Raw genomic sequence first — 24347 nt, 5'->3', positions numbered from 1 at the left:
GAGACTTTTTCAACAAGGCGAGCCCCCGGCGGAGGTTGCGAGGGGACGGATGCATGAAGTAAAGGGTCTGCCGTGAGGTACCCCTTGCTGGACGTGCATTCAGATGCGCCGGCGCCCTCTCAGCCCCCTGCCGTGGCGGGCGCCTGCGCTTCCCGGGAGCGGCGCTCGGCCGTCTCGCGGTGGTGAGCAGAACATCGCTGCTCATTGTCCCGACCGAGCGGCACGTTGAACGCGAGCTCGCCTCTCTCGATCTGCGCGACGCGCGCACCGCGGACCAGGAAATCCGCTCACGGTGGAGCTTCGTTTCCGAGGCGCTTGCCCTGCTGGCGCCGGACACCGCCATAGCGAGCCCTCACACAACCCGCCTCGCCACCCGGCTCGCCCTCGACGCCCTGCCGCCGGATCGGCTGCGGCAGCCGGCCGAGCCTGCCGCGCGCGTCGCGCTCGCGCACGCCCTCGACCGCGCCCTCGGGAGCTTCCGGCGCGCCGGGACCTCCCCGGCGGAGCTGCGGGCGCTCGGGACCCCGTACGCGATCGCCATCGCCGAGGTCCTCGATCGGGCGGACGCCGCCCTGCGGGCAGCGCGCCTCGTCGACCCGCGCTGCGCGGGGTTCCTGCTCGCGCGGGCGCTCCGCTCGGTCGGCGCATCCGCCGCGCTCCCGCTCCCGCACAAGGTCACGATCCGCGGCGCCGTGGCCTGGGAGCCCGACGATCTCGCCTGGGTCGAGGCGCTCCACGCCGCGGTCCGCGCCCGCGGCGGCGCGGGCGTCACCGTCGAGCTGCCCGCGCTGCCGGACGACGGCGCGGCGCCGGTCGCCGACGCCCTGGAGCGGCGCTGGGCCTCGCTCGGGGACGCGCCCGAGATCGCGTGGGTGCCCGACGGCGGAGCAGAGCCTCTCGCCGCCGTCGCGGCGAGGACCCCGGAGGGCGAGGCGCGCGCCGCCGCCGCCGAGGTGGCCGCCGCGCTCGGCCGCGGGATCCCGCCCGAGCGGATCGCCGTCGTCGTGCCGGCGCTCGACGACGCCGCGCTCGAGCCCCTCCGCGCCGCCCTCGCCGACGCGGGCGTCCGCTCGTCGGAGCCGCGCGGCCGCGCCGCCGCGAGCTGCCCCGACGGGCGCGTCGCGCTCGCCATCCTGCGCCTCGCCGTCGGGCCGGTGCGTCGCGAGCAGGCGATCGAGATCCTCCGCGCCCCGGGGGTCCACGCCGGCGCCTGGATGGACCGCACGTCTGCCTCCGAGGCGGAGCGGCGCTCGACCGACCTCGCCCACCGGCTGCGCGACGTGCCGGTCGAGGTGGATCGCACGGGCCGGCTGCTCATCGACGGCCTCATCTCGGTCGTGGCGGCCCGCCGCGCGGACCGCCGCGCAGGGACGGCGCGGACGCCGCCGGCGACCGCGCAGGAGGAGCTGAGCGACGCGGAGCTCGCCCTGGGCCTTTCGGTGCTGGGCGGCGCGCACGGCGACGAGGACGGCGACGACGAGGCGTGGATGCCGCACGCGCTGGAGCGGCTGCTCGCCAGCGCCCGCTGGATCGGCGAGGCGACGACGCGGCCCGAGATCGTGCGGCGCTTCCTGTCGCTCCTCGACAAGCTGGGCTTCGGCGAGCCCGGGATCGAGGAGCTCCGCGCCGCGCTGCGCGGCGAGCGGCGGAGCGGCGGCGCGCTCGCGCTCGAGGCGGTGGGCGCGATGGGTCAAGGCGCGCGGGCCGCGCGCGCGATCCGCGAGCAGGCCGAGGCGCTCGCGCGGGCCGCGTACGACCTCGGCTGCGAGGAGCGCCCCGCCACCGCGGCCGAGATCTACGCGGAGCTCGAGCGGGCCGCGGCCGAGCAGGGCGCCGGGCCGCGCGGCGACGCCGGCCGCGCCGGCGCGGTGCGCATCGACGTCGCCGCGGGGTTCACGGCGCTCGAGCACGACGTGGTGGTGGTGACCGGGCTCGACGCGCGCGCCTACGGCGGCAGCCCGGGCGCGGACGAGACGCTGCTCGGCGAGGCGCTCCGCGGGAGGCTGCCGGCGCCGAGCCGCCCCGCGTCGGGGCGCGAGCGCCAGGCGGCCCAGCGCGCGGAGCTCGGCTGGGCGCTCGCCGGCGCCCGCCGCGTCGCCCTCTGCTACACGCGCGGCGTAGACGACAGCGAGCCGAACGAGCCGCACCCGCTCTTCACCGCGGCCGCGGCGACCGGCGCGCACCAGCGGACGGAGCCCGCCTCGCGCGTCGCCCCGGACGCGGCGCCCCTCGGCCCGCGCGACGCGGAGCTCATCGCCCTCGCGGGCGGAGGGCGGCCGGCGGCGGACCTCGCGGAGCGGATCCGGATCGAGCGCGCCCGCGCGGACTTCTTCCTCGATCCGCGCGCGCCGATCGACCTCCACACGGGCCGCGTCCTCGTCGACCGCGACCCCGCGCTCGCCGCGCAGCTCAGGGCCGCGATCGGCGGGGCGCACCCCGGCAGGCCGATCGCCGTCACCCACATCGAGCGCGCCGTGGGCTGCGCCTTCGCCGCGTTCGCCCGCCGCGTCCTGCACGTGCGCCGCGCCGAGGATCTCGCCGAGTCGGCCGACGCGCGCGAGCGCGGCACGCTGATCCACCGCGCCCTGCAGGCCTCGTTCGAGGCGCTGCGCGAGCTCGGCCCGGAGCGCGATCCGGCCGAGCAGCTCGCGGCGGCGCGCGCCGCGGCCGAGGCGGCGCTCGGCGCCTCGGCGCCCATGGCCCCGCTCCGCCGCGAGGCCGTCGAGAAGGCGATCGCGGACGTGATGGAGGTCGTGGCCCGCACGCTCGACGGAGACGGGGAGGAAGCGTCGCCGGAGCTCCGCTTCTTCCTGGCCGAGCGGCGCTTCGGCGCCGGAGAGCCGCCCCCGTGGCAGCCGCTCGAGCTCCCCCCGCTGTCCGACGAGGAGGACGGCCCGAGCCTGTGGGTCGACGGCCAGATCGACAGGCTCGATCGATCGACCGACCAGCGCGTCGTGCGGGTCGTCGACTACAAGACCGGCAAGCTCCCCGACGCCAAGGAGCGGCGGAGGGCGCTCCAGCTGCCGCTGTACAGCGCCATCGCGGCGCGCGCGCTCGGCGCGGAGGAGGTGCGGGCCGTCTACATCGGCGTGCGCCAGCGCGGGCTCATCGAGCTGTGGCCTCGCACGGCGGACGAGCAGCGCGCGCTCGCCGAGGGCTGGGCCGAGGCCGCGCGCACGGCGCGGGCCGCGATCGTCGCGCTCTGGGAGGGCAAGGCCGCGCCGCGGCCGGCGCTCTCGACGATGTGCGCGCGGTGCGACGCGCGCGACGTGTGCCGCCGCCCCGCGGTCGTGCCGAGCGACGAGGCCGCGGAGGAGGTCGCGTGAGCGCCGCGCCGCGCGGCGCGGCGCTCGCCGAGGGCGACGCGCTCATCTACGCCTTCCGCCGCAACGTCGTGGTCGCCGCGAGCGCCGGCACCGGCAAGACCCACCGCCTCACGGCGCTCTACGTGCTGCTCACGCTCGGCCTCACCTCCCTCGGCCTGCCCGACGCCGCGTCCGCCGCGCCGCCCGTGCCGCCGGACCGCATCGTCGCGACGACGTTCTCGCGCGCCGCGGCGCGGGAGATCGCCCACCGCGTGGAGCGATCGCTCCGCGAGATCGCCCGCTGGAACGGCGAGGCGGACATCCCCTTCGCCGACATCCTCCGGGCGCGGCAGGCGGCCGTCGCCGGCCTCGCCGGCGCGTCGCTGCCCGCCGCCGAGCTGCGCAAGCGGGCGGAGGAGGCGCTCGCCCGCCTCCCCGCCGCGCGCATCGACACGCTCCACGGCGTCGCCAAGCAGATCGTGGACCGGCACGCGATCGCGATGGGGCTCTCGCCCTCGGCCCGGATCCTCGACGAGGAGGAGGCGCAGGCGCTCAGCGACCTCGCCGTCGACGAGGCGCTGAGCCGAGCGCTCGCCGACGGGGGCGAGCGCGCCGAGGCCGCGCGCGCGCTCATCGCCGCGACGGGCGGCGTCGAGGCCGCGCGGAGCGAGGTCACGCGGCTGCTCGACCGGCTCGACGAGGACGGCCTCGCGCCGCGCCGGCTCGCCGTGTCCGATCACGCCGCCGAGGCCGGCGCGCTCGCGCGGGAGCTCCGCCGCCTCGCCGTCGGGAGCGCCGCGCTCGGCAGCGCCGCCTTCCGCGCGCCGGCGGCGGCGCTCGTGGCGGCGCTCGGCCGCGAGGACGGCGGCGCGCCCTTCCCGGCGAGCGCGGCGAGCGCCCCGCTCATCGAGCTCCTGACGCAGCGCAAGCCGCACAAGAGCAAGTCCACGCCGGCCGACGAGGCGCTCATCGCCTTCCGCGAGGCGCTGCCGGGCGAGACCCACCGCGACAAGGCGCAGCAGCTGCTCGGCTTCCTCCGCGAGGCCCCGGCCCTGTCGCGCCGCGAGGCGCGGATCGTCGAGCTGCTGGAGGAGATCCGCGAGCGGCTCTCGGCGATCCGCCGCACCGAGGGCGGCCTCGGGTTCGGGGACCTCCTGCGCGCCGCCCGCGACGGCCTGCGGGACGATCCGGCGATCGGCGCGGCGGTCCGCGGCTCGGTCGACGTGCTGCTCGTCGACGAGTTCCAGGACACGAGCGCGGTGCAGCGCGATCTCGTGTACCTCCTGCGCGAGCGGGACGACGCCGCCCTCTCGCGCCCGGCCGGCGCGGCCCCGACGGCGGCCAGCCTGTCCGGTCATGGCCTGTTCCTCGTCGGCGATCGCAAGCAATCCATCTACGGGTTCCGCGGGGCCGACGTCTCCATCTTCTGCCGCGTCTGCGCGGAGCTCGCCGGCGCCGCCGCGGGCCGCGCGCTCGAGCTCGCGCCCGCGCTCTGGTCGCCGGACCCGAGCGCCGATTTCGTGGCGCTCCGCGAGAGCCGCCGGTCGACGCCCGAGCTGCTCGCGTTCATCAACGCCTTCTCCGCGCGCGATTTCGCGCAGGATCGCGGCGCGGGCGACGGCGACGCGGGCGCGCCCCGGGCTTCGCCGCGCGAGTTCGAGATCGCCTACAGCGCGGCCGAGCACCTCGTCGCGGCGCCGGGCAGGGCCGCGGAGGGCCCGACGGACGTCGTGCTCGTCAGCGACGGCGGCGGCGCTCCCGACGGGGTCGACGCCCTCGTCCGGGACGCGCGCGGACAGCTGCGCGAGGCGCTGATCGCGGCCGCGTACATCGCGCGGCGCGTCCGCGGCGCGGGCGGCGACGGCGCCGCGACCGGCGACCTGCGCTTCCGCGACGTCGCCGTGCTCACCCGCCGGAGGAGCACGATCCCGCTCGTCGAGCTGGCGCTCGCGCGCCTCGAGATCCCGTACGTGGTGGCCGGCCGCGCGCTCTTCGACGCGGCCGAGGTCCGCGATCTGGCCGCGATCCTCCGCCTCCTGCTCGATCCGCGCGATCGCCTGGCCCTGGCGACCGTCCTCCGCGGCCCGGTGGTGGCGCTCTCCGACACGTCGCTCGCGCTCCTCGCGCCTCCAGGCCGCGGCCTCGCGGTCCCGTTGCTCGGCCGCTGGCCCGCCGCCGCGCTGGCGCAGGGGGTCTGGTCGCCCGCGCCCGACGACGCCGAGCTCGACGACGGGCGCCCGCTCCCCGTCCTCGCGCGCCTCCCCGCGGGGGATCGCGAGCGCCTCGAGGCGTTCCGCGCCCGCTATGCCGGCCTGCGCCGCGCGGCCCTCCGCTCGACGCCGGGCGAGGCGATCCGCGCCGCGGTCACCGCCTTCGATCTCGACCGCGTCATCGCGGCGCTCCCTCGCGCCCAGGCCCGCCTCGGCAACGTCGATCGCCTGGTCTCCATCGCCCGCCGCCGGGGCGGCTCGCTCGCGAGCTTCGTCCGCTGGCTCGACCGCCGCATCCGCGACGAGGCGGACGAGCCCGAGGCCGCCGTCTTCTCGCCCGAGGACGACGCCGTGCGGCTCACGACGATCCACGCCAGCAAGGGGCTCGATTTCCCGGCCGTCGTGCTCCTGGATCTCAACGCGGAGCCCCGCGCGGCGCAGCCTGGCCTGAGCTACGTCCCCGCCGCGGGGGACCGGCCTGCCGCCCTGCTCGTGCGCCACTTCGCGCGGGTCATCGACGGGCGGTCGCGGACCGGCTCGCTCCACGACGCCGAGGCGTCGGCGCGCGGGCCGTTGTTGCCCGTCAGCACGCCCGCGCTCCTGGCGGCGCGCGCCGAGGTGCGGGCGCGGGAGCGCGCCGAGCGGCAGCGGCTCACGTACGTCGCGATCACGCGCGCCCGCCGCGAGCTCGTGCTCGTCGGCGCCGAGGCGAAGCCGCGGAGCGGCTCGGCGTGGCTCACGCTGAAGGCGGCGGTCGACGCCGAGCCCCGCGCCACAGCGGAGGCCGACGGCGAGCCCCGCATCGCCGCGGCGGACCTCGTCGAGGCCTCCACGCCGCTCGCCGGCGCCATCCGCGCGACGCTCGACGCCTGCGCGCTGCTCGCCGGGGCGAAGGCGCCCGCGCCTGGCACCGACGCGTACGCGCGCGCCGCGCCGGCCCCCCGGGCGCCGCCGGCGACGGGGCCTGCCCGCGCGCAGACCGTGCTGGTCGCGGCCGCGTCCCTCGCGGCGTTCCAGGCGTGCCCGCGCCGCTTCCGGCTGCGCCACCTCCTCGGGATCGGCGAGCCTGCCGGCGAGGGCCAGCTCGGCCTGTTCGACGTCGAGGGCCCGCCCGAGCTCCCGGGCGAGGAGCGCGTCGAGCTGGAGGACGGCGCGGATCCTCGCCCCCCTGGCCGCGCCGTGCACCGGGTGCTCCAGCGCTGGCCGCGCGCGCGCTGGGGTGAGCCGACCGAGGCCGAGGAGGTCGTCGCCCGCCTCACCTTCGAGGGGTTCCCGCCGCACGGCCCGGACGTGCTGCGCACCGCGGAGCGCGTCGCGCGCTTCCTGGACGGCCCCTACGCGCGGCAGGTGCGCGCCGAGGAGGCGTCGCTCCTCCGGGAGGAAGCGCTCGTGCTCGACGTCGAGCCCCAGCGCTCCGGACGGCGGCGCGGCGCGAGGCTCGCGCTCTCGCTCGCCGTCGATCTCGCCGTCCTGCGCCCGGGCGGCCTCATCGACGTCGTCGAGTACAAGCGCGCGCGCCCCCGGGCGGATCTCTCGCCGTACGAGCTCCGCCTGCGCGCGTATGCGCTCGCGCTCAGGAGGCGCCACCCCGACCGCCCCGTCCGCGCGGGCGTGCTCTTCGTCGGCGCCGAGGTCGAGCCCGTGTGGCTCGCGGCCTCGGGCCCCATGGGGACCCTCACCGACGACGAGCACGCGCGGTTCGAGCGCGAGCTCGCCCGGCTCGCCGATCGCTTCGCCGAGGCGAGGGCCGAGGATCGCTTCGACGGCGTCCCGGTCGAGGCGTGCCGCAAGCTGCGCTGCGGCTTCGTGAGGGCCTGCCACGGCTAGCGTCGCCGCAGCCCCGGAGCGCGCTCGACATCGAACGAAGGCGGGAAGGCGCTCGTGGAGCGCCCTCCCTCTACACCCCCGCCTGCTCCTCGACCTCCTCCTGCGACGCGCTCTGCGCCGGAGCGCGCCGCGGCGGCTCCAGCACGAGCGGCAGGATCTCCTCCATCGACGACACCATCGTGATCTTGATCTGATCCTTGACGTCCTGCGGCACGTCCTCGAGGTCGCGCCGGTTCTTCGTCGGGATGAGCACGTGCCGGATCCCGGCGCGGTGAGCCGCGAGTAGCTTCTCCTTGACGCCGCCGACCGGCATTACCCGCCCGCGCAGCGAGATCTCCCCCGTCATCGCGACGTCGCTGCGCACCGGCGCCCCGAGCAGCAGCGACGCCACCGCGGCGAACATCGTCACGCCCGCGCTCGGCCCGTCCTTCGGCGTGCCGTGCTGCGGGATGTGCACGTGCAGATCGATCTCCTTGAGCCACTCCGGATCGAGGTGCAGCCGATCGGCCTTGCTGCGCACGAAGCTCACCGCCGTGCTCGCCGACTCCTGCATCACGTTCCGCATGTTGCCGGTGAGCACCACGTTGCCCTTGCCCGGCATCTTCGTCGCCTCGATGAAGAGGATCTCGCCGCCCGCCGGCGTCCACGCGAGGCCGGTCGCGACCCCGGGCTGGAGCGTCCGCTCGGCGATCTCGGGGCGGTGCTTGTGCGGGCCGAGCACCTGCTCCACGTGCTCGGGCGTCGCCACCTCGCGCACGTCGTTGCCCTCGGCGACCTTCACCGCCGTCGCGCGGCACACCGCGGCGATCTGCCGCTCCAGGCCGCGCACGCCCGCCTCGCGCGTGTAGTGGTCGACGACCGCCTCGATGCCCGGCTCCGTGAACTCCAGGCGCTCGTCCGTGAGCCCGTGCGCCGACAGCTGCTTCGGCACCAGGAACTCCCGCGCGATCCCCAGCTTGTCCGTCCGCGTGTAGCCGGGCACCTCGATGACCTCCATGCGGTCGACGAGCGGCCCCGGGATCCCGTCCCAGTTGTTCGCGGTCGCGAGGAACATCACCTGCGACAGATCGAACGGCAGGTCGAGGTAGTGGTCCTGGAACGTCGAGTTCTGCTCCGGATCGAGCACCTCGAGGAGCGCCGCCGCCGGATCGCCCCGCAGATCGACGCCCATCTTGTCGACCTCGTCGAGCACGAGCACCGGGTTCCTGGTCCCCGCCTTCTTCAGCGCCTGCAGGATGCGCCCGGGCAGCGCGCCCACGTAGGTGCGCCGGTGCCCGCGGATCTCGGCCTCGTCGCGCACGCCGCCGAGCGCGATCCGCTCGTAGCGGCGCCCCATGCTGCGCGCGATCGACTTGCCGAGCGACGTCTTGCCGACGCCGGGCGGCCCGATGAAGAGCAGGATCGGCCCCTTCTTGTCCGTGCGAAGCTGCCGGATCGCCGAGTACTCGACGATCCGCTTCTTCACCTTCTCCAGCCCGAGGTGATCCTCGTCGAGGCAGCGCCGCACGCTCTCGACGCTCAGCTTGTCCACCGTCGTCTTGGACCACGGCAGATCCGCGATCCACTCGAGGTACGTCTTGGTCACGTTGAACTCGGCCGACTGCTGCGCCATCGAGCGCAGCCGGCTGAGCTGCTTGCGGACCACCTTGTCGACCTCCGCCGGCACCTTGGCGCGCCGGATGCGCTCGCGGAGCTCCTCGATCTCGTCGTCGTCGCCGCCCTCGCCGAGCTCCTCCTTGATCGACTTCATCTGCTGCCGGAGGATGTACTCGCGCTGCGACTTGCCCATCTCCTCCTGCACCATGGAGGAGATCTCCTTCTTGACCCGCAGCACCTCGAGCTGGCGGCCGACCATCGCGAGCACGAGGCGGACGCGCGCCTTCACGTCGAACGCCTCGAGGATCTCCTGCTTGTCGCCGACCGAGGCCTGCGCCTGCGGGAAGTTCGAGGCGATCAGATCGGCGAGCGCACCCGGCTCGCGCACGTTGTCGAGGATGCCCGCCGTGTCGCGCGGCAGGTTCGGCATCAGGCCGAGCACCTCGCGCGTCGCCTCGCGCAGCCCCGCGCCGAGCGCCTCGAGCTCCACGTCGCGCACGAGCGACTCCGGGATGCGCTCGATCCGCGCGCGCATGTACGGCTCCAGCGAGAACGCCGACTTCACCCGGAAGCGGCCGAGCCCGTTCAGCACGACCGAGTAGTTGTTCGGGCCGAGCCGGATGACCTTCACCACGCGCGCGACGGTCCCGACGGAGTAGAGCTCCTTGAACGTCGGCTCGTCCACGTCGGGCGACCTCTGGCTGATCACGCCCACCAGCGCACGCTCGCGGCCGAGGAGATCCTCGACCAGGCGCACGCTCCGCGGCCGGCCGACGTTGATCGGCACGACCGACATCGGGAACAGCACCGAGTTGCGCAGCGGGAGGATCGGGACGCTATCCGCGTCGGGCGAGGGGGGCGTTCGCGAAGAAGGATCGCCGGTCGGCATGCAGACAACCCTAGTACAGCGCTCTTCTCGAAGCCATGACGCGGGCGCGCCGCTAGAAGTCCTTGATCTTCCAGACCCCGTGCTCGCGCGTGAAAGCGACCGTGCCGCCGGCGCCATAGGCCATGGACGCGCTGTCCCCGGTCTCCTCGATGGTCGCGGTCGGCAGCGCCGCCTTGATCGCCTGGACGACCCGGTTGATCTGCTCCTTCTGCGGCCCCTCCCAGGCGCTCTTCAGCTTCTCGGGCGTGAGCTGCCCCGCGTCGGCCGCGGCCTTGACCGTCCCGGGTCGACCGCCCGGCTTCTGCGCCGCGTCAGCTCCCGCGCCGGGCAGCGCGGCTCCAGGTCCGGCGGGCTGCGCCGGGCCCTCGCCGCCGGCGCGCGCGGAGCCCGCCTCGCCGGGCGCGCCCGCCTCGTCGGGCGCGGCGCCCGCGGGCTCGACGAGGCCCTCCTTCTCGGCGTCGGGAACGTAGCGCATGATCACGTCGTAGCGCCTGCGCTCGAAGGCCCGCAGGAACCCCACCAGGGCCTGCCGGGGCGTCGCCTGACCGTAGAGATCGACCGCCGCCGCGTCGAGCCGCCAGCGGCCACCCTCGAAGACGAGCAGGAGCTCCTCGCCGTTCGGCATGGTGACCGTCGCGGTCACCACCGGATCGGCCGCGGGCCGCGCGATGGCGCGGGCGATCTCGAGCGCGTCGTCCGGGTTGTCCCGCACCGCGCGCCGGAAGGCCTCGAGCGACATCGACCGCTTGGCCTCGTCCGAGAGCAGCCGGTAGGCCGCGTCGACGCGCCCCTCCTGGAGCGCCTGCGCGTAGGCCCGGAGCGTGTCGCTCGGGCCCTGCTGTGCGTAGCTCGATCCGCACGCCGGGAGCGCGAGGGCGAGCAGGAGAAGCGCCGTGCGTTTCACGGATCGCGCCATAGCACACGCGGCGGCGAGCGCGCAGACGGCGCGGCGCCGCCCCCTGCGCTCGCCGCCGTCCCCGTCACTTCGGGCGCTTCAGCACCGCCCCGTCCCTCACCGGCGCGCCGTCGCTGCCGTCCGGCGATCCCTCGTTGATCCAGTAGACGGTCGCCTCGTCCACAGCGATGTCGCCCGGCCGCGCCTGCCCCGAGGCCAGGACCTCCTGCTCCCCGCCGCCCTTCGGCATGCGCACGACCGTCCCCGCGTCGCGCCGCGTCCAGTACACGTGCCCCTCGTCCACCGCGAGGCCGTTCAGCTGGCCCTGATCCGAGGCGATCTCCTCGGGCGCGCCGACCTCCGCCCCGCTCAGATCCGACCGGAAGACGCTGCCGCCCTCGAAGCTCGCCCAGTAGACCGCCGCCGCGTTCCCCTCCCCGTCCACGTCGAGCGCGATCTCCCGCGGGGTGAGCTGCTCCGCGGCGATCGTCACCGTCGCCTCTCCCACGCGGCACGCCACCGCGCCGTCGGTCCTGCCCAGCGTGCCCTGGTACGTCCAGCACACGGTGTCCCCCGCGCTGGCCACGCGGTAGGGCGACGAGAACGCCGTGCCCGGCGGCGTGAGGTCCTCCGGCGCGCCGAGCGCGACCTCCGCGCCGCTGCCGCTCAGCTGCGCCCGGAACACGCCGCCTCCCCAGAGCTCGGTCCACGCGAGCGCGTCGCCCGAGAGCGCGAGCCCCTCGGGCTGCTCCAGATCGGCGAGCAGCACGCGCGGCGCGCCGCCCGCGAGCGGGACCACGCTCAGCGTGCCGTCCTCCGCGTTCGTCCAGAAGGCCACCTGCCGCGCCTCGTCGATCGCGAGATCCCGCGGCGAGGCCTGCGTCCCGCCGAGGATCCGCGGATCGCCGCCGCCGACGGGCGCCGTCTTCAGCTCCCCGTCCTCCTGGGCCATCCCCTCCCCGTCGAACGTCGCGCCCGCGATCCACGTCACGCTGCCCCCCGCCACCCGCAGCGACACAGGGTGGACCTGCGCCACAGCGATGGGGACCGGCGCCGACGCGTCAGGCCTCGTGGACTCGCCGCCCAGCAGCGCCGACCAAGGGCCGCACGTCGGCAGATCCGTGCCCTTCCTGCGGCACTGCCCCTCGCCCGCCGCCGCGATCGCGAGCCCCGCGAGCTTGCCGCTCTGCGCCCGCCGGCACACCTCGACCGGCAGCCGGAGCACGTTGCCCTCCTCCACGCGGAAGCCCGCGTCGCTCTCCGCGTCGAGCGGCACGAAACACGCGCTCTCGCCGCAGATGCCGCCGCCCTGGGTGAGCAGCGCGACGTTCACGTCGCCGCTCGGCGCGGCGGCCCGGCAGACGGTGCCGTCCGCGGCGAACGCCTCGAGATCGACCGGCGCCGACGCGGCGCCGGCGAAGCACTGGAGAGTGTCGAAGCAGATCCCGTCGCCGTCGCCTGCCCCGCCGCCGAACACGGCCACGGCCTCGTAATCGGGCAGCTCGCGCGAGTCGACCTCGCGCGGCACGCACGAGCCCGCGACGCAGCTCTGGCCCTCGGGGCAGCTGTTCTTGACGAGCACGTTGCCCTCCGCGTCGCGCAGCGCGTTGCCCTGCGCGTCGCGCTCGACCTCGGCCGAGCCGTCGCACAGGAACTGGATGGGCATGTGCAGCGTCGCCGTGCGCCCCTCGGGCACGGTCGTCAGCACCTCGCGGAGCAGGCGCACCCCGTCCTTGCCGCCGCGGCTCGCGATGACGCGCACCCGGAGCGCCTGCGACGGGTCGTCGGGCGTGAGGAAGCCCAGCGTCGCCGGCAGCAGGATCGACCCCTCGGTCCCGAGCCGCTCGAACGTCTCGTCGTAGACGACGGACCCGTCGAGCGTCGCCTCGATCCGGACCGTATCGATGTCCTTCGGCAGCGACATGTCCGTCTGGAAGACGACCATGAGCTGCCCCTTCTCCCCGCCGCAGGCCGAGACCCCGGCCACCGCCGCGAGCGAGAGCAACACCACCGCCGACATCGGTCCCGTCCGCTTCGTCCGCTTCGTACGCGCCGTCCGTTTCATCCGCATCAACGTCTCCCTCCGAAGCCGAGCGGGACCGTGCCCAGGCTGCCCTGCTCCGCCGGCGTCCCCGGCTCGAAGAGCAGCGAGCCCGCGACGAGCGCGCCCGCGAAGATGGCCGCGCCGCCGCCGATCCAGAGCCACTTGCTCGCGCCGCCCCGCTGCGCGGCGCGCTCCAGCGACACGTCGATCCGGCGGCGCTCGTCGTCGCGGACCAGGATCTGCGCCTCGTGCGGCGTCATCCCCGGCGCCGTCACCCGCAGCGCGTGGGTCCCGCTCTGCACCGAGCCCTCCCAGCGGCCCTTGCCCACCACCTTGCCGTCGATCGCGATGAGATCGTCCTGCCCCGCGGCGATGGCGAGCCGCCCCCGGTGCACCGCCCGGTCGAGCCGCGCCACGAGCGCGACGCTGTCGCCGCCCACGACCTTCTCCTGCCGGACGAAATCGACGAAGCCCGGCTTCGACACGCGGATGCGGCGCTCGCCGATGTCGATCGGCACCGGCGCCGCGAGCGGCGTCGTCCCGACCGGCTCGTCGTCCACGAACACCGCGGCCCCCGGCTCGCTCGACGTGATCTCGAGGAAGGACACGAACGCCCCGGCCGCCTTGATCAGGTCGGCGATGTCCTGCTTGTCGCGGGCCGACAGCGCGGCGCCCGCCTCGGCCTCCATCCGGCGCAGCGTCGCGATCATCTTCGCGTAGCGCCGCAGGTTCTTCTGGCAGAGCGCGACCTTCCAGAGCAGCCGGTGATCGCGCGACAGCTCGTAGGCGCGCTCGTACCGCGCGAGCGCGCCCGCGTAGTCGCCGTCGTCGAACAGCGCCGCGCCCGCCCCGTGCTCGGCCCTGGCCATCCCGGTCAGCGACTCCGCGAGCGGCGTCTCCGCCGGCGGCGGCGCGGCGGGCGGCGTCGCGGCGGGCGGCGTCCCTGCGGGCGCGGAGCGCGCCGGCTGGGCCGCGGCGACCCCTGCCGCGAGCCCCACGCCGAGCGCGGCCGCGATGGCGCGCCCCCAATGGCCCAGCTGCTTCCCTCGCATCGATGCTCCTTGCTGGCGGAGGCACACCGCGATGGCCGTGCTCCGACTCTCCGACGCTCCACCTCGGATCACCGCGATGCTATCCGATGCACGCGCCGCACGAGCAACTGTTGGAAACGTCTCGGACAAATCGCCTTTGCTCCGCTCGCGGTGGCGGGGATACCATCCGGCGCCCATGAGAGGCTTCATCACGGTGGGCGCGGCGCTCGCGGGCGCGCTGATCGGCATCGCCCTCGGCCCGTCCTCCGCGCGCGCGGAGGGGCCTGGCGCCGTCGCGCTCAGCCGGTTCGAGCCGACACCCGCGGGTGATCCGCTCTTCGGTGTGCCGTCGCCGTTCATCGGAGGGCACCTGGTCCCGCGCGGGCTCGCGCTGTTCGACCACGCGGAGGATCCGCTCACGCTCGGAGGCGGCGCCTCGCCCGAGCGGGCGATCGTCGGCAGCCAGTCGCTCCTCCACGTCGGCGGCTCCCTCTCGCTGTGGGATCGGCTGCTCGTCTCGGCGTCGCTGCCGCTCGCGCTCGCCCAGAGCGGCGACGGCGCCGCCGCGGCGGCCGGCGCAGGCGCGCCCGAGGCGCCCTCTTCCCCGGCGCTCGGCGATCTGCGCCTCGGGGTGCGCGTCCGGCTGCTCGGCGACGAGGGCGACCCCTTCCAGATCGGCACGAGCGCGTCGCTGCACCTGCCCACGGGCAGCTCGGACGCGTACGTCGGCGAGGGCGCGGTCCGCGTCACGCCGCAGCTCCTGCTCGGCGGGCGCGTCGCGCGCGTCGTGTGGAGCGTCGCGGCCGGCGCGGTGATGCGGAGCTCCGAGAGCCCCTCGACGCTCGCTTATGGCGGCGGCGCGGGCGTGCTCCTCTGGGACGAGCGGCTGCAGCTCGGCCCGGAGGTGGTCGCCGAGACGATGCTCCAGGGCGGCTCCCTGTCGCTCACCGCGCGCGAGCGGGTCGAGGTGGAGAGGACGACGAGCGCCGAGCTCCTGCTCGGCGCGCGGTTCCGCCCGTTCCGCCCCCTCGCTGGCCTCGTCGTCGGGGCGGCCGCCGGGCCGGGCATCGGCGACGCGATCGGCACGCCGTCGTTCCGCGCGATGGGGACGGTGGCGTGGGCTCCCCCGGCGCCGCCGCCCGCCGGCGCGGCGGCGGGCGCGGACGCGAACGCGGATCCGGACATGGACGGCATCCCCGGCGCGCGGGACGCGTGCCCGTACGCTCACGGCCCGGCCAGCGCCGACGCGAAGAGGAACGGCTGTCCCGTCGAGGACGAGGACGAGGACGGCGTCGCCGATCAAGACGACCTCTGCCCCCATGCGGCCGCGGGCTCCGGGGGCGGCGACCCGTCGCGGCGCGGCTGCCCCGCGGACCAGGACGGCGACGGATTGCCCGACGCGCTCGACGCGTGCCCGACGGAGAAGGGCGACGCAGCGGGCGGCGCGACGCGGCCTGGCTGCCCCCCTGCTCCTCGCCAGCCCACGGACCAGGACGGCGACGGCCTGCCCGACGACGCCGACGCGTGCCCGCGCGAGAAGGGCCCGGCGAGCGGCGACGCGCGCTCGAGCGGCTGCCCGACGCGGGTGCGGGTGCAGGGCGAGCAGATCGTGCTGCTGGAGCCCGTCGTGTTCCGCGTGCTGAAGAATGACCCGGCGCCGATCGATCCGAAGAGCGAGGCGGTGCTCGCCGAGGTGCGCGACGTCATCGAGCAGCACCCGGAGTGGGTGAAGATCGAGGTCTCCGCGCACACGGACGGCGCCGGCAACGCCAGGTTCAACGAGACGCTCTCGACCGCTCGCGCGGAGGCCGTGCGGCGGTGGCTCGTCGGGAACGGCATCGCGGCCGAGCGGCTGGTCGCGAAGGGATACGGGGCGAGCCAGCCGATCTCGGACGACAGGAGCGCGGCCGGGCGGGAGAAGAACCGGCGCGTGCAGCTCCTCGTCCTGGAGAAGAGATAGCCGGCGGGCGACGTCCGGGCGCTGACGAGCGCGGTCAAGCCGTCAGGCGCGGCCCGGGGAGCGAGAGAGTGATGATGATGAAGCGAACCCTCATGGCCGCAGCAGTCGGCGCCGCGCTGGCCCTCGCGGCGGCGCCGCGGAGCGCGGCGGCGCAGTGCACTGTCACAGGGCCCGTCCAGGCGCTCGTCGATGGTCTCAGCTTCCGGTGGGACGTCGGGACGGAGGGGGTGATCAGCGACGGGACCGATGACGCCTTCGACAGCGGCATGCTGCTTCGGGTGGACGGGGTCGCCTTTCCTGCCTCGGCCCGGGTGGAGGAGATGGACGGGCGGCAGTTCGTCCACGGGCCGGCGCTCCTCGGCGAGCTCGAGGTCACCCGGAAGGTGTACGTGCCGACCGACGAGGGCTGGGCGCGCTTCCTGGAGATCCTCCACAACCCCACCGCCCGAGAGCGGGCAACGGTCGTGCGGATCGAGACGAACGTCGGATCCGACCGCGCGACCACCATCACGCAGTCGCACACCGGCGATCTGGAGTTCACGCCGGCGGATCGATGGCTCGCCACCGACGACGCCAACGACATGGCGGGGGATCCGAGCCTCTTCTTCAATTTCTACGGGCCTTCCGCGGCGATCGCCCCGGGGAGCGTCGGGATGGCCACCTTCGACTGCGCGGAGACGCAGGGGCCCGTCGTCGAGTTCACCCTGAACCTGCCGCCCGGAGAGACGCGGGTCGTCATGCACTTCGGCGGCCAGCGCGCGAGCCGGGCCGATTCCCACGCGGGTGCGGCCCACCTGGACGCGCTCCCGGCGCCGGCGCTCGCCGGGATGTCGGTGGCCGAGCGGGCCTTCGTCGTCAACTGGGACGTGGACGACGACGGCGACGACGACGGCGTGAAGGACCTCGACGACAACTGCCCGTCCGCGCCGAACCCGGCTCAGGCCGACGCCGACAGCGACGGCGCGGGCGACGCCTGCGATCCCGACGACGACGGCGACGGCGTGCCCGACGGCGACGACAGCTGCCCGCTCACGCCGAACCCCGATCAGTCGGACCTCGAGGGCGACGGCGCGGGCGACGCCTGCGATCCCGACGACGACGGCGATGGCGTGCCCGATGATGTGGACAACTGCCCGTCGGCGCCCAACGCGGGGCAGGAGAACAACAAGGACGAGTCGCCGCCGGACGAGAGCGGCGACGCGTGCGACGACGACGACGACAACGACGGCCTGGGCGACGAGGCCGACAACTGCCCGCTCGCCCCCAACCCCGATCAGGCCGATGCCGACACGGACGGCCGGGGCGACGCGTGCGATCTGAACGCGCTGGACAGGGACGACGACGGCGTGGAGGACGGCGTGGACAACTGCCTCTCCATCCCGAACCCCGACCAGTCCGATCTCGACCGCGACGGCCAGGGCGACGGGTGCGACGGCGACGACGACGGCGACGGCGCGCCCGACGACGGCGACAACTGCCCGCTCACGGCGAACCCGAGCCAGAGCGACGGCGACGACGACGGCTACGGCGACCGGTGCGACGACGACGACGACGGCGACGGCGCGCCCGACGCCGACGACAACTGCCCGTTCCTCTCGAACGAAGGGCAGGAGGACGCGAACGGCGACCACGTCGGCGACGCGTGCGACTGCAGCGCGCCGGTGAAGCCCGACGGCGCGCCCTGCGACGACGGCGACCCCTGCACCCGGACCGACGCCTGCGACGGCGGCGTCTGCAAGGGCGCCGATCCGGTCGTGTGCGCGCCCTCCGGGGACGTCTGCACCTCCGCGCAGTGCCACCCGAGGCACGGCGAGTGCGCGCTCTTCCCCAACGAGGGCGCCCGCTGCCCCGGCGGCACCTGCGTGGCCGGCGGCTGCGTGCCCGATGACGCCGGCAGCGGAGGCGGCGGCGCGGGCGGCAAAGACGGTGCGGGCGGAGGCGACGCGGGCTCGGGCGGCGGCGACGCGGGCTCGGGCGGCGGCGACGCCGGGGCGGGCGGTGGCGGAGGCCACGGCGGCGAGGACGGCTCGGGCGGCGAGGGCGCCACCCCCAGGCCGCTGCGCGGCGACCCCCGGGCGCACGGCAACGGCTGCGGGCTCGCGGCGGGCGCCGACGGGGCGGCGGGCTCGGCAGCGGCGTGGCTCGCCGCCGCGGCGCTCCTCGCGCGGTGGCGGCGGCGGCGCGGGTGACGCGCGCCGGCGGGCCGTCCGTCACGAGATCGGCGCCGGCGCACACGCGCGATGCACCGATCCACACGCGCCTGCGGCCCTCGTTGCCGGCCCCGTGGGTACCGCGCGCTGCCTGCCGTGGTAGGGTGAGCGCGGTGCGAGACCCTGACGAGCTTCGCCGGTTCGCTCGCCAGGACTGGGCGGCAGCCCAGCGCGACAAGGAGCTCTACTGGCGCGACTGGAAGAAGCAGCACGGCCCCGCCGCTGGAGTCCGGATCGCCGATGAGCTCCGCAAGCAAGTCCTCGCGCAAAGGCCAGCGTGGCCGAGCGACGGAGAGCGCGAAGAAGACCTCGCCACGCACCTCCGCGTCCTCGAAGCGCTCGATCGCCTCCCGCCCCGCCGCCGTCGCGCTGCTCGCTGACTTCGCCGCAGCGATGCGCAGGCGGCGCCTTGACTGGTACGTCTTCGGCGCCCAGGCAGCCGTGGCCTACGGGAGACCCCGCATGACCGCGGACGTCGACGTCACCGTTGCCATCGAGCAGCTGGGCACGCTCACGCTCGTCGACGAGCTCTCGCGTGCCGGGTTCGACCTCCGGGTCGCCCTCGGCGAGGACTTCCTGCGCGACGCTCGACTGCTGCCGCTGGTGCATCGCTCGACCGCCATGCCCGTCGACGTCGTGCTCGCGGGCTCCAGCCTGCACCTCGAGTTCCTCGCGCGCCGGAGGCTCGTCGACGTCGGGGGCGTGCGTGTGCCGATGATCAGCCCGGAAGACCTGATCGTCACCAAGGTCCTGGCGGGCCGACCCAAGGACATGGAGGACGTGCGCGGGGTGCTGCTCGAGCAGCCCCGCCTCGACCTCGAACGCGTCCGCGAGCTGCTCGGCGAGCTCGAGGTCGCGCTCGGCGACGACCAGCTGATCCGTCGTTTCGAGCGCCTGATCCGTCGACCACGCGTGACGCGCGCTCGCGCGAAGTGACCGCAGGCCGGCCCGCGCTCGATCCCGGCGCGCGGCCTCCGCATGCGATATGCGCCGCCCAGCCGCGTCACTCCACAGGCGGGCTGGCGACGGACGCGCCCCCGGCGGCGGCGCCCCCCTCCCCCGCTGCCGCCGGCTGGCGAGGCCCCTCGGCGCCGGCGCTCCCGGCCTTGCCGCCGGCGTAGCGCCTGCCGGCTCGCTCGGACGCCTTCAGGACGGGGCCGCGGATCGTCTCGATGGCTTCCGCCGGAGCGCTGGAGATCTCCAGGTTGGAGAGCACCGCGGCCACGACGCGGAGCCATTGATTGCGCGCCGCCAGGATCGTCGCGTTCACGACCGGCGCGGTCTTCTCCTTGGCTGCGAGCGCGTCCCGCCGGTGCTCGATCGTCGAGAGCTCCTTGCCCGACGCGATCCACCGCTGCACGGTGTGGAGCAGCGTCGTCTTGCCCGGCGCCGGGATCGCCTTGAGGAACGCGGCGGTCGAGGGCTCCTCGTCGAGGAGCCGGGCGATCCGCGCCGTGTTGCCCGACTCCGCGGTGGGCGACGCCTTGATGATGGCGAGCCCGGTCGGGAACAGCCTGGCCTGGGCCTGATCACACGCCTCCGCCCCCCCGACGTCCGGCGGCTCCTCCGCCAGACAGTGCTCGCGGTGCGCGTCGATGCCGTACGAGACCGCCTTGGCCAGGTGATCGTGGCGCTCGTCGACCTTCGAGAGCTCGTCGCTCAAGGCCGTCATCCCGGCCGACACGCCCGCCCTGCTCGGGCGAACCGCCAGCACGGCGCCGTGGACCTCGGCCACCTTGTCGTGCAGGCCGGCGATCTCCGGGATCGACAGGAACAGCCGCTTCCGCTGGGCATCCTCGATCCACGGAGCGACGAGGGCGACCATCTCTTCGATCATCAGGTGTTTCAACATGGGACAGACCTCCACGTGGGGACAGCGCGCCGTGCCAGGGAAGCGCCGGTCTCGTGTCCTGTCGATGACACCCGATTACAGGAGCAACCGCGGAGCGCGCAGCGCAGCCCCAGGCCGCGCCTCGGGGTGACCGACGCGATGTGACAGCCCTCACCGGCGCCCGTCAGGGGCCGAGGCTCACAGGAGCCGGAGGAAGGCGGCCCCGATCTGGCGCGCAGCGTAATTTTGAAGGGAAGCCCGGGTGTGAACCTGGGCACCCCGTTCGCAGCAAGGTCCTGGGAAGATCGCGATTTTGCTGGCACGTCGAGCTCCGGCGCTCGGGCAGATCGCGATCTGGGCGAGCGCCTGACGACGTGCGTCAGCTCAGGTCACGTTCTCGACGGGACACCCGAGTTCGGGTGGTGTCCGGAACCTCGCGTGGTAGCGGAGGTGACGTACACTCCGCGCAGGCGATCCCGTACACCCGCGTCTACTCAGTAGACGTCGTGCCTGCGCGCGGGGTGTCCACGGGCCGAATCGCATGGAGAAGTTGCGAACGCCATTGACACCGGAGCGCGCTTGTGCGTTCGCGCGCGTCGATCACCTGGCGCAGGCGTCGATCGGCGCGCTCGGGTGTGTCATTGAATGGCCGCCCGCGCCCCGGTTTGCCGGGAAACACAGCGGTTTCGTGATACGCTTAGGGCACAAAGCAAAGCGCCCCGCTCTCGGCTGCAACCGGGAGCGGGGCCGCGAAACATCCGGCGGTGGGCCCGCCGAACGCGCATCGCATCGCGATCATGGGCCAGCGCCGGGAGAAAGGCAAGCTGTGCCCGGACCTCTCCCTGCTGAGACGCGCGTCCGTGTCGTTTCTGCGCTCTGCGAAGGAAACTCGATCCGCGGAACCGCTCGCATGGTCGGCGTGGACAAGGAAACCGTGATGAACGTTGCCCTCCGCATCGGCGAGGGCTGCGCCCGTCTCCACAACCGGATGATGCGCGACATCGCCGCTCACGTGATTCAGGTGGATGAACAGTGGAGCTTCGTCCAGAAGAAGCAGTCTCGCGTGAAGCCCGACGAGCCGGAGGAGCGAGGTGACGCTTATCTGTACGTCGCGCTGGACGCGAACACGAAGCTGGCGATCTCGTTCCACGTCGGCAAACGCGACGATGTGAACACGCATCTCTTCATCGAAGATCTGCGGTCGCGCCTGTCCGTCGTTCCGCACATCACGAGCGACGGGTGGCAATCGTATCCGAATGCCATTGGATGGAACTTCAAGGGCTCCGTCGATTACGGCCAGTGCGTCAAGAACTTCCACAAAGGTGGGTCGCAACGCCCGGATTATCGATACGAGCCGCCGCGCGACCCGTTCATCACCAAGAAGCAAGTCTTCGGAGCGCCGCGCGATGAGCTCCTGTCGACGTCCTACGTCGAGCGTTTCAACCTGACGACGCGGCACACGGTCGGCCGCACGCGCCGCCTCTGTCTCGCGTTCTCGAAGACGCTGCGCGGGCACCGGGCCGCTGTCGCTCTGGGGGTCGCGTATTACAACTTCGTCCGGCTCCACGGCGCCCTGGGGACGACGCCGGCTGTCGCGGCGAGGGTCGTGCAGAACCCTTGGACGCTCGCGGAGCTCGTGACCGCTGCGCTTGCCGAGGGCGAGACGGCGCCGCCCGAGCCGCAGCCGCTCAAGCTTCAGGTGCGCCCTGGGGCGGCCGAGAAGCCCGCGCGCGAACTGCCGGGCGGCCGTGGGTTTCTTAGGCTCGTGTAGAGGAGGTGCGGGATGAGCGTTCGGAGACAGCGGGGACCGCAAGAATGCACTTACCTCATGGGTCGGTGGGTCATCGCCCACACCGCGCTTAAGGACGCGCGGCTTGAGCCGAGCCTATACGACACGGTTGACCGTATAGCTCAGGAGCTAACGATGAGGCAAAGCGCCTCGGCAACAAGCCCCTCAACTGAGGTGAGATCGTCAGAGGCAACGCTTCCCGCCACCTCATAAACTAGCTTCTCAGGCTTTCCTTGTGTATAGCCGTGCGTGAAGTGCACGAACACGCGCTTGCCGTCTCGCGCGCCAGACACAGATATACGCGCTTGAAGTTTCTCGAAATGCGGCAGCGGATGAGTGAACCTGATCTCTATGGCAGTGTCTAGCCCTGGGCCTATATCGTCAAGGCTTGCGCGTGGAACCACGTTGGCCTTTACGCCAACAGGCTCCAGCCCATTCTTGATCGCCTCAAGCGGCTCCCGCAGCATCGCCTCTATTTCTTCGCACCGCCTCTTTCTGGCCTCATCCTGAGTTTTTACCTCGGCACGCGCGCGAGTGACAGACTCGCGTACCTGCTCGATCGCGTTTTCTATAGTTCTCATGCCAGTGCTCCTGTTTACAGACGGGCCATTGTGCGATGACCATTGACTCGGCCGACGCGATGGCGGATCGTTGATCCGCGAGGTCATTATGTTGCGCACGATCCGTAATATGTTGAAGAAGCTGATCCGAGAGGCCGTGGCAGAAGCGCTTCATGACGCAGAGTCAACGCGCAGCGTCATCGCACGTCGTGTTGATAGCACGCCCGAGCCGCGTATCGGCTGCGGCCCATCGTGTCCGCCTCGATGCCTCAGAATGCACGGCCTTACCTAGACTCTATCTTTCTCTCGATCCGCTCAACAGTTTCGACGATGGACGAGATCGCATCTCCGGTCCTCTCCGACCATTCGGCAAAGCTGTTCGATAGTCCCTTGAGTCTGGTTTCCACGTCAGAGCTGCCGGACGTTTGCGAGCCAGTCGGGCTTAGCGTGCCGACCACAACGCCACAGCTTCTGCATCTGACGAAGTCTATGGCGTGCGACGACCCTTCAACGTGGGTAGTGGACAGCTCGAAGTATCTGCCTTCGCATTTCTGATTCGGGCATTTGCTGACGTTGGCCATTGCGCAGAATCTCCCGCCCGTGAGGGGCCGTGCGGAGGCCTTCCCCTTGACGCCGAGAGCGCAGGCGAGCACCATGATGGCGCGCGGAAGCGCCCGCCGGCTGAGGGGTCGGCGGTGGAAGGCCGGGATGCAGCCCCGGCCTTTCGCTTGCTTGGAAGACACCGTCATCCGGGCGTTCCGTCAAGCCGTTCCGCTCGCCCGCACGGTCGATTTTTGTCTGAGAAAAGCGGGTGAAATCGGACAGATAGGTAGTTCGAGAAATTCCTCGCGACGCTCGCGGCCGTTCAGCGGCGCCATCTCCGGAGCTTCAGCGCCAGCGCCTCCCGCGCGATGCGGAGCCGCGATGCCGCCGTGCTCGGGTTCATGCGGCGCCGCTTGGCGTACGCGACGAGCGACTCTGGGTCGTCCACGGAGAGCAGCGCCTCCAGCTGCCACGGCGGGAGCTCCGTCATGGCGTCGAGCACCTCACGCGCCTCGATCTGGGCGTGCATGTCGATGCCGGCGGGTTCACGGAGCAACCCGAGCGGCGACGGATGCAGCACGGCGCGGCGCGCCCACGCGCTGTGAACGTAGTGCGAGGCGAGGCGCCACGCGATGCCGTGAAGCCACTTCTTCAGCGCGTCGCGCGGCTTGTCCCGCGGGTCCGGTCTGTAGAGCCCGCGTCGGACGGCGTTCCAGGCGTTGAGCAGCACCTCGGCCTCCACGTCGCGGCGGTCGCGCTTCGGGATGCCCGCGAGCGTCGCCAGGACGATGCCGCGTTCCGCGAGGATCGCCTCCATCGTCGGCTTCTTCCTGGGATGTCGTGCGGCAGGCTGGCTCTTCGCCACCTTCCGCCGCTTCGTCACCCGCTCCTCCCGCAGGTTGGGCAGCGGTCCGCTGCGGCGAGCCCGCCGAGCAGCTGCTCCACGGTGATGCCCGCCGCCTTCGCGGCGCGCTGCACGGTCCCGGGGGAGCCGTGGTCACGCCCGCGGGCGATGCCTTCAAGGCACGCGACGGAGACGTCCATCACCTCGGCGAGGCAGGACCAGCTGCCGTACGCCACGCGTAGGTTCTTCAGCGCCGCCCGCAGGCGCTTGCGCTGGGTAGGTGTGAGTGAGTTACAGGAGGCGGATCGGCGGCGGCGCCTGGGCGCACGTCCGCCTTCTTGCTCACCTTCGGGTGAGCGGACTACGGTCAGCATGTCGGACCTCGGTCGTTCGGGGTTCGGCCACGCAGCCCGGACGATTGCCGTCGTCGCGGGCTGCACTTCCTTGCGCCGAATCTACGGGCGGATCACGAGGTCACAACAGATATCGACATTCCGGACACTCCATCTTCGGATGCCGGACACTCGCGGTTTCAAGGCTGCAATTCCGGACACTACCCGAGTTCGAGCGTCCTCCCAGATCGCGATCTGCCGGAACGCCGGACGACGGGTGGTGGCCTTCTTTGAAGAAGACTGGCCCTGTTTGACTCCGACCCTCGCCTGAACGGCTAAGTTCGGCCGGAAGTAGTGCAGCCCGCGACGGGGCCAACCGTCCGGGCTGCGTGGCCGAACCCCGTTCCACCCGGAGTCCGACAGTGCAGCTATACCTGATCCCGCCCGACGGCGGGCAAGGCGAAGGTGCGCCCGCGCGCCG

Annotated in this window: 15 protein-coding genes; 7 read left to right on the top strand and 8 right to left on the bottom strand. The window is 73.6% G+C overall.

Annotation, left to right across the window (positions count from 1 at the left end; translation table 11 throughout):
• The first annotated feature begins 182 nt into the window (after positions 1 to 182).
• Both WME95_RS15960 and WME95_RS15955 read left to right on the top strand, forming a co-directional pair.
• A complete protein-coding gene (locus WME95_RS15960) occupies positions 183 to 3326 on the top strand; it encodes a PD-(D/E)XK nuclease family protein (RefSeq protein WP_437909210.1) in 3144 nt (1047 codons plus the stop codon).
• The gene (locus tag WME95_RS15955; protein WP_437909209.1) at positions 3323 to 7342 is read left to right on the top strand and encodes a UvrD-helicase domain-containing protein; all 4020 of its coding nucleotides are present in this window, start codon (positions 3323 to 3325) and stop codon (positions 7340 to 7342) included. The genes WME95_RS15960 and WME95_RS15955 overlap by 4 nt, the downstream gene beginning before the upstream one ends.
• A 70-nt stretch (positions 7343 to 7412) precedes the next feature.
• Here WME95_RS15955 and lon read toward each other — a convergent pair whose 3' ends face one another.
• From lon to WME95_RS15935, 4 genes are all read right to left on the bottom strand, one after another.
• Positions 7413 to 9827, bottom strand: a complete 2415-nt coding sequence (gene lon, locus WME95_RS15950) for an endopeptidase La (protein ID WP_437909208.1) — start codon at positions 9825 to 9827, stop codon at positions 7413 to 7415.
• A 52-nt stretch (positions 9828 to 9879) separates the two neighbouring features.
• Positions 9880 to 10731: a hypothetical protein gene (locus WME95_RS15945; RefSeq protein WP_437909207.1), complete on the bottom strand. Its 852-nt coding sequence runs from the start codon at positions 10729 to 10731 to the stop codon at positions 9880 to 9882.
• Between the two features lie 76 nt (positions 10732 to 10807).
• The gene (locus WME95_RS15940) at positions 10808 to 12787 is read right to left on the bottom strand and encodes a hypothetical protein (protein WP_437909206.1); all 1980 of its coding nucleotides are present in this window, start codon (positions 12785 to 12787) and stop codon (positions 10808 to 10810) included.
• 5 nt (positions 12788 to 12792) lie between these two features.
• A complete protein-coding gene (locus tag WME95_RS15935) occupies positions 12793 to 13818 on the bottom strand; it encodes a PEGA domain-containing protein (RefSeq protein ID WP_437909205.1) in 1026 nt (341 codons plus the stop codon).
• A gap of 175 nt (positions 13819 to 13993) precedes the next feature.
• Here WME95_RS15935 and WME95_RS15930 point away from each other — a divergent pair, with 175 nt between their 5' ends.
• The 4 genes from WME95_RS15930 (at position 13994) to WME95_RS15915 (ending at position 18903) form a co-directional block, all read left to right on the top strand.
• Positions 13994 to 15757, top strand: a complete 1764-nt coding sequence (locus WME95_RS15930; protein ID WP_437909204.1) for an OmpA family protein — start codon at positions 13994 to 13996, stop codon at positions 15755 to 15757.
• A gap of 92 nt (positions 15758 to 15849) precedes the next feature.
• Positions 15850 to 17946, top strand: a complete 2097-nt coding sequence (locus WME95_RS15925; protein WP_437909203.1) for a thrombospondin type 3 repeat-containing protein — start codon at positions 15850 to 15852, stop codon at positions 17944 to 17946.
• A gap of 134 nt (positions 17947 to 18080) precedes the next feature.
• On the top strand, positions 18081 to 18347 hold the full coding sequence (locus tag WME95_RS15920) for a hypothetical protein (protein ID WP_437552692.1): 267 nt from the start codon (positions 18081 to 18083) through the stop codon (positions 18345 to 18347).
• A gap of 13 nt (positions 18348 to 18360) precedes the next feature.
• A complete protein-coding gene (locus tag WME95_RS15915) occupies positions 18361 to 18903 on the top strand; it encodes a nucleotidyltransferase (RefSeq protein ID WP_437552691.1) in 543 nt (180 codons plus the stop codon).
• 67 nt (positions 18904 to 18970) lie between these two features.
• On the opposite strand, the gene WME95_RS15910 is transcribed toward WME95_RS15915, so the two are convergent.
• Entirely contained in the window at positions 18971 to 19819 is an 849-nt protein-coding gene (locus tag WME95_RS15910) for a hypothetical protein (RefSeq protein ID WP_437909202.1), read from the bottom strand.
• 520 nt (positions 19820 to 20339) lie between these two features.
• Between WME95_RS15910 and WME95_RS15905 the strand changes: the two genes are divergently transcribed.
• Entirely contained in the window at positions 20340 to 21569 is a 1230-nt protein-coding gene (locus WME95_RS15905; RefSeq protein ID WP_437909201.1) for an IS1 family transposase, read from the top strand.
• A gap of 140 nt (positions 21570 to 21709) precedes the next feature.
• Here WME95_RS15905 and WME95_RS15900 read toward each other — a convergent pair whose 3' ends face one another.
• From WME95_RS15900 to WME95_RS15890, 3 genes are all read right to left on the bottom strand, one after another.
• On the bottom strand, positions 21710 to 22168 hold the full coding sequence (locus WME95_RS15900; protein WP_437909200.1) for a hypothetical protein: 459 nt from the start codon (positions 22166 to 22168) through the stop codon (positions 21710 to 21712).
• 844 nt (positions 22169 to 23012) lie between these two features.
• On the bottom strand, positions 23013 to 23573 hold the full coding sequence (locus WME95_RS15895; protein ID WP_437909199.1) for an RNA polymerase sigma factor: 561 nt from the start codon (positions 23571 to 23573) through the stop codon (positions 23013 to 23015).
• Entirely contained in the window at positions 23570 to 23770 is a 201-nt protein-coding gene (locus WME95_RS15890; RefSeq protein WP_437909198.1) for a transcriptional regulator, read from the bottom strand. Before WME95_RS15890 ends, WME95_RS15895 begins: the two co-directional genes overlap by 4 nt.
• Positions 23771 to 24347: the final 577 nt, after the last annotated feature.

The sequence above is a fragment of the Sorangium sp. So ce327 genome (assembly GCF_051530205.1).
In the GTDB taxonomy this organism is placed as follows: domain Bacteria; phylum Myxococcota_A; class Polyangia; order Polyangiales; family Polyangiaceae; genus Sorangium; species Sorangium cellulosum_B.
This window is presented reverse-complemented; position numbering and strand designations above follow the sequence as displayed.

Excerpts from the sequence above, each read along its gene's own strand:
- WME95_RS15930 (WP_437909204.1), top strand. The coding sequence starts at position 13,994 with ATGAGAGGCTTCATCACGGTGGGCGCGGCGCTCGCGGGCGCGCTGATC.
- lon (WP_437909208.1), bottom strand. The coding sequence starts at position 9,827 with ATGCCGACCGGCGATCCTTCTTCGCGAACGCCCCCCTCGCCCGACGCG.
- WME95_RS15925 (WP_437909203.1), top strand. The coding sequence starts at position 15,850 with ATGGCCGCAGCAGTCGGCGCCGCGCTGGCCCTCGCGGCGGCGCCGCGG.
- WME95_RS15940 (WP_437909206.1), bottom strand. The coding sequence starts at position 12,787 with ATGAAACGGACGGCGCGTACGAAGCGGACGAAGCGGACGGGACCGATG.
- WME95_RS15905 (WP_437909201.1), top strand. The coding sequence starts at position 20,340 with ATGGAGAAGTTGCGAACGCCATTGACACCGGAGCGCGCTTGTGCGTTC.
- WME95_RS15935 (WP_437909205.1), bottom strand. The coding sequence starts at position 13,818 with ATGCGAGGGAAGCAGCTGGGCCATTGGGGGCGCGCCATCGCGGCCGCG.
- WME95_RS15910 (WP_437909202.1), bottom strand. The coding sequence starts at position 19,819 with ATGTTGAAACACCTGATGATCGAAGAGATGGTCGCCCTCGTCGCTCCG.
- WME95_RS15915 (WP_437552691.1), top strand. The coding sequence starts at position 18,361 with ATGCGCAGGCGGCGCCTTGACTGGTACGTCTTCGGCGCCCAGGCAGCC.
- WME95_RS15900 (WP_437909200.1), bottom strand. The coding sequence starts at position 22,168 with ATGAGAACTATAGAAAACGCGATCGAGCAGGTACGCGAGTCTGTCACT.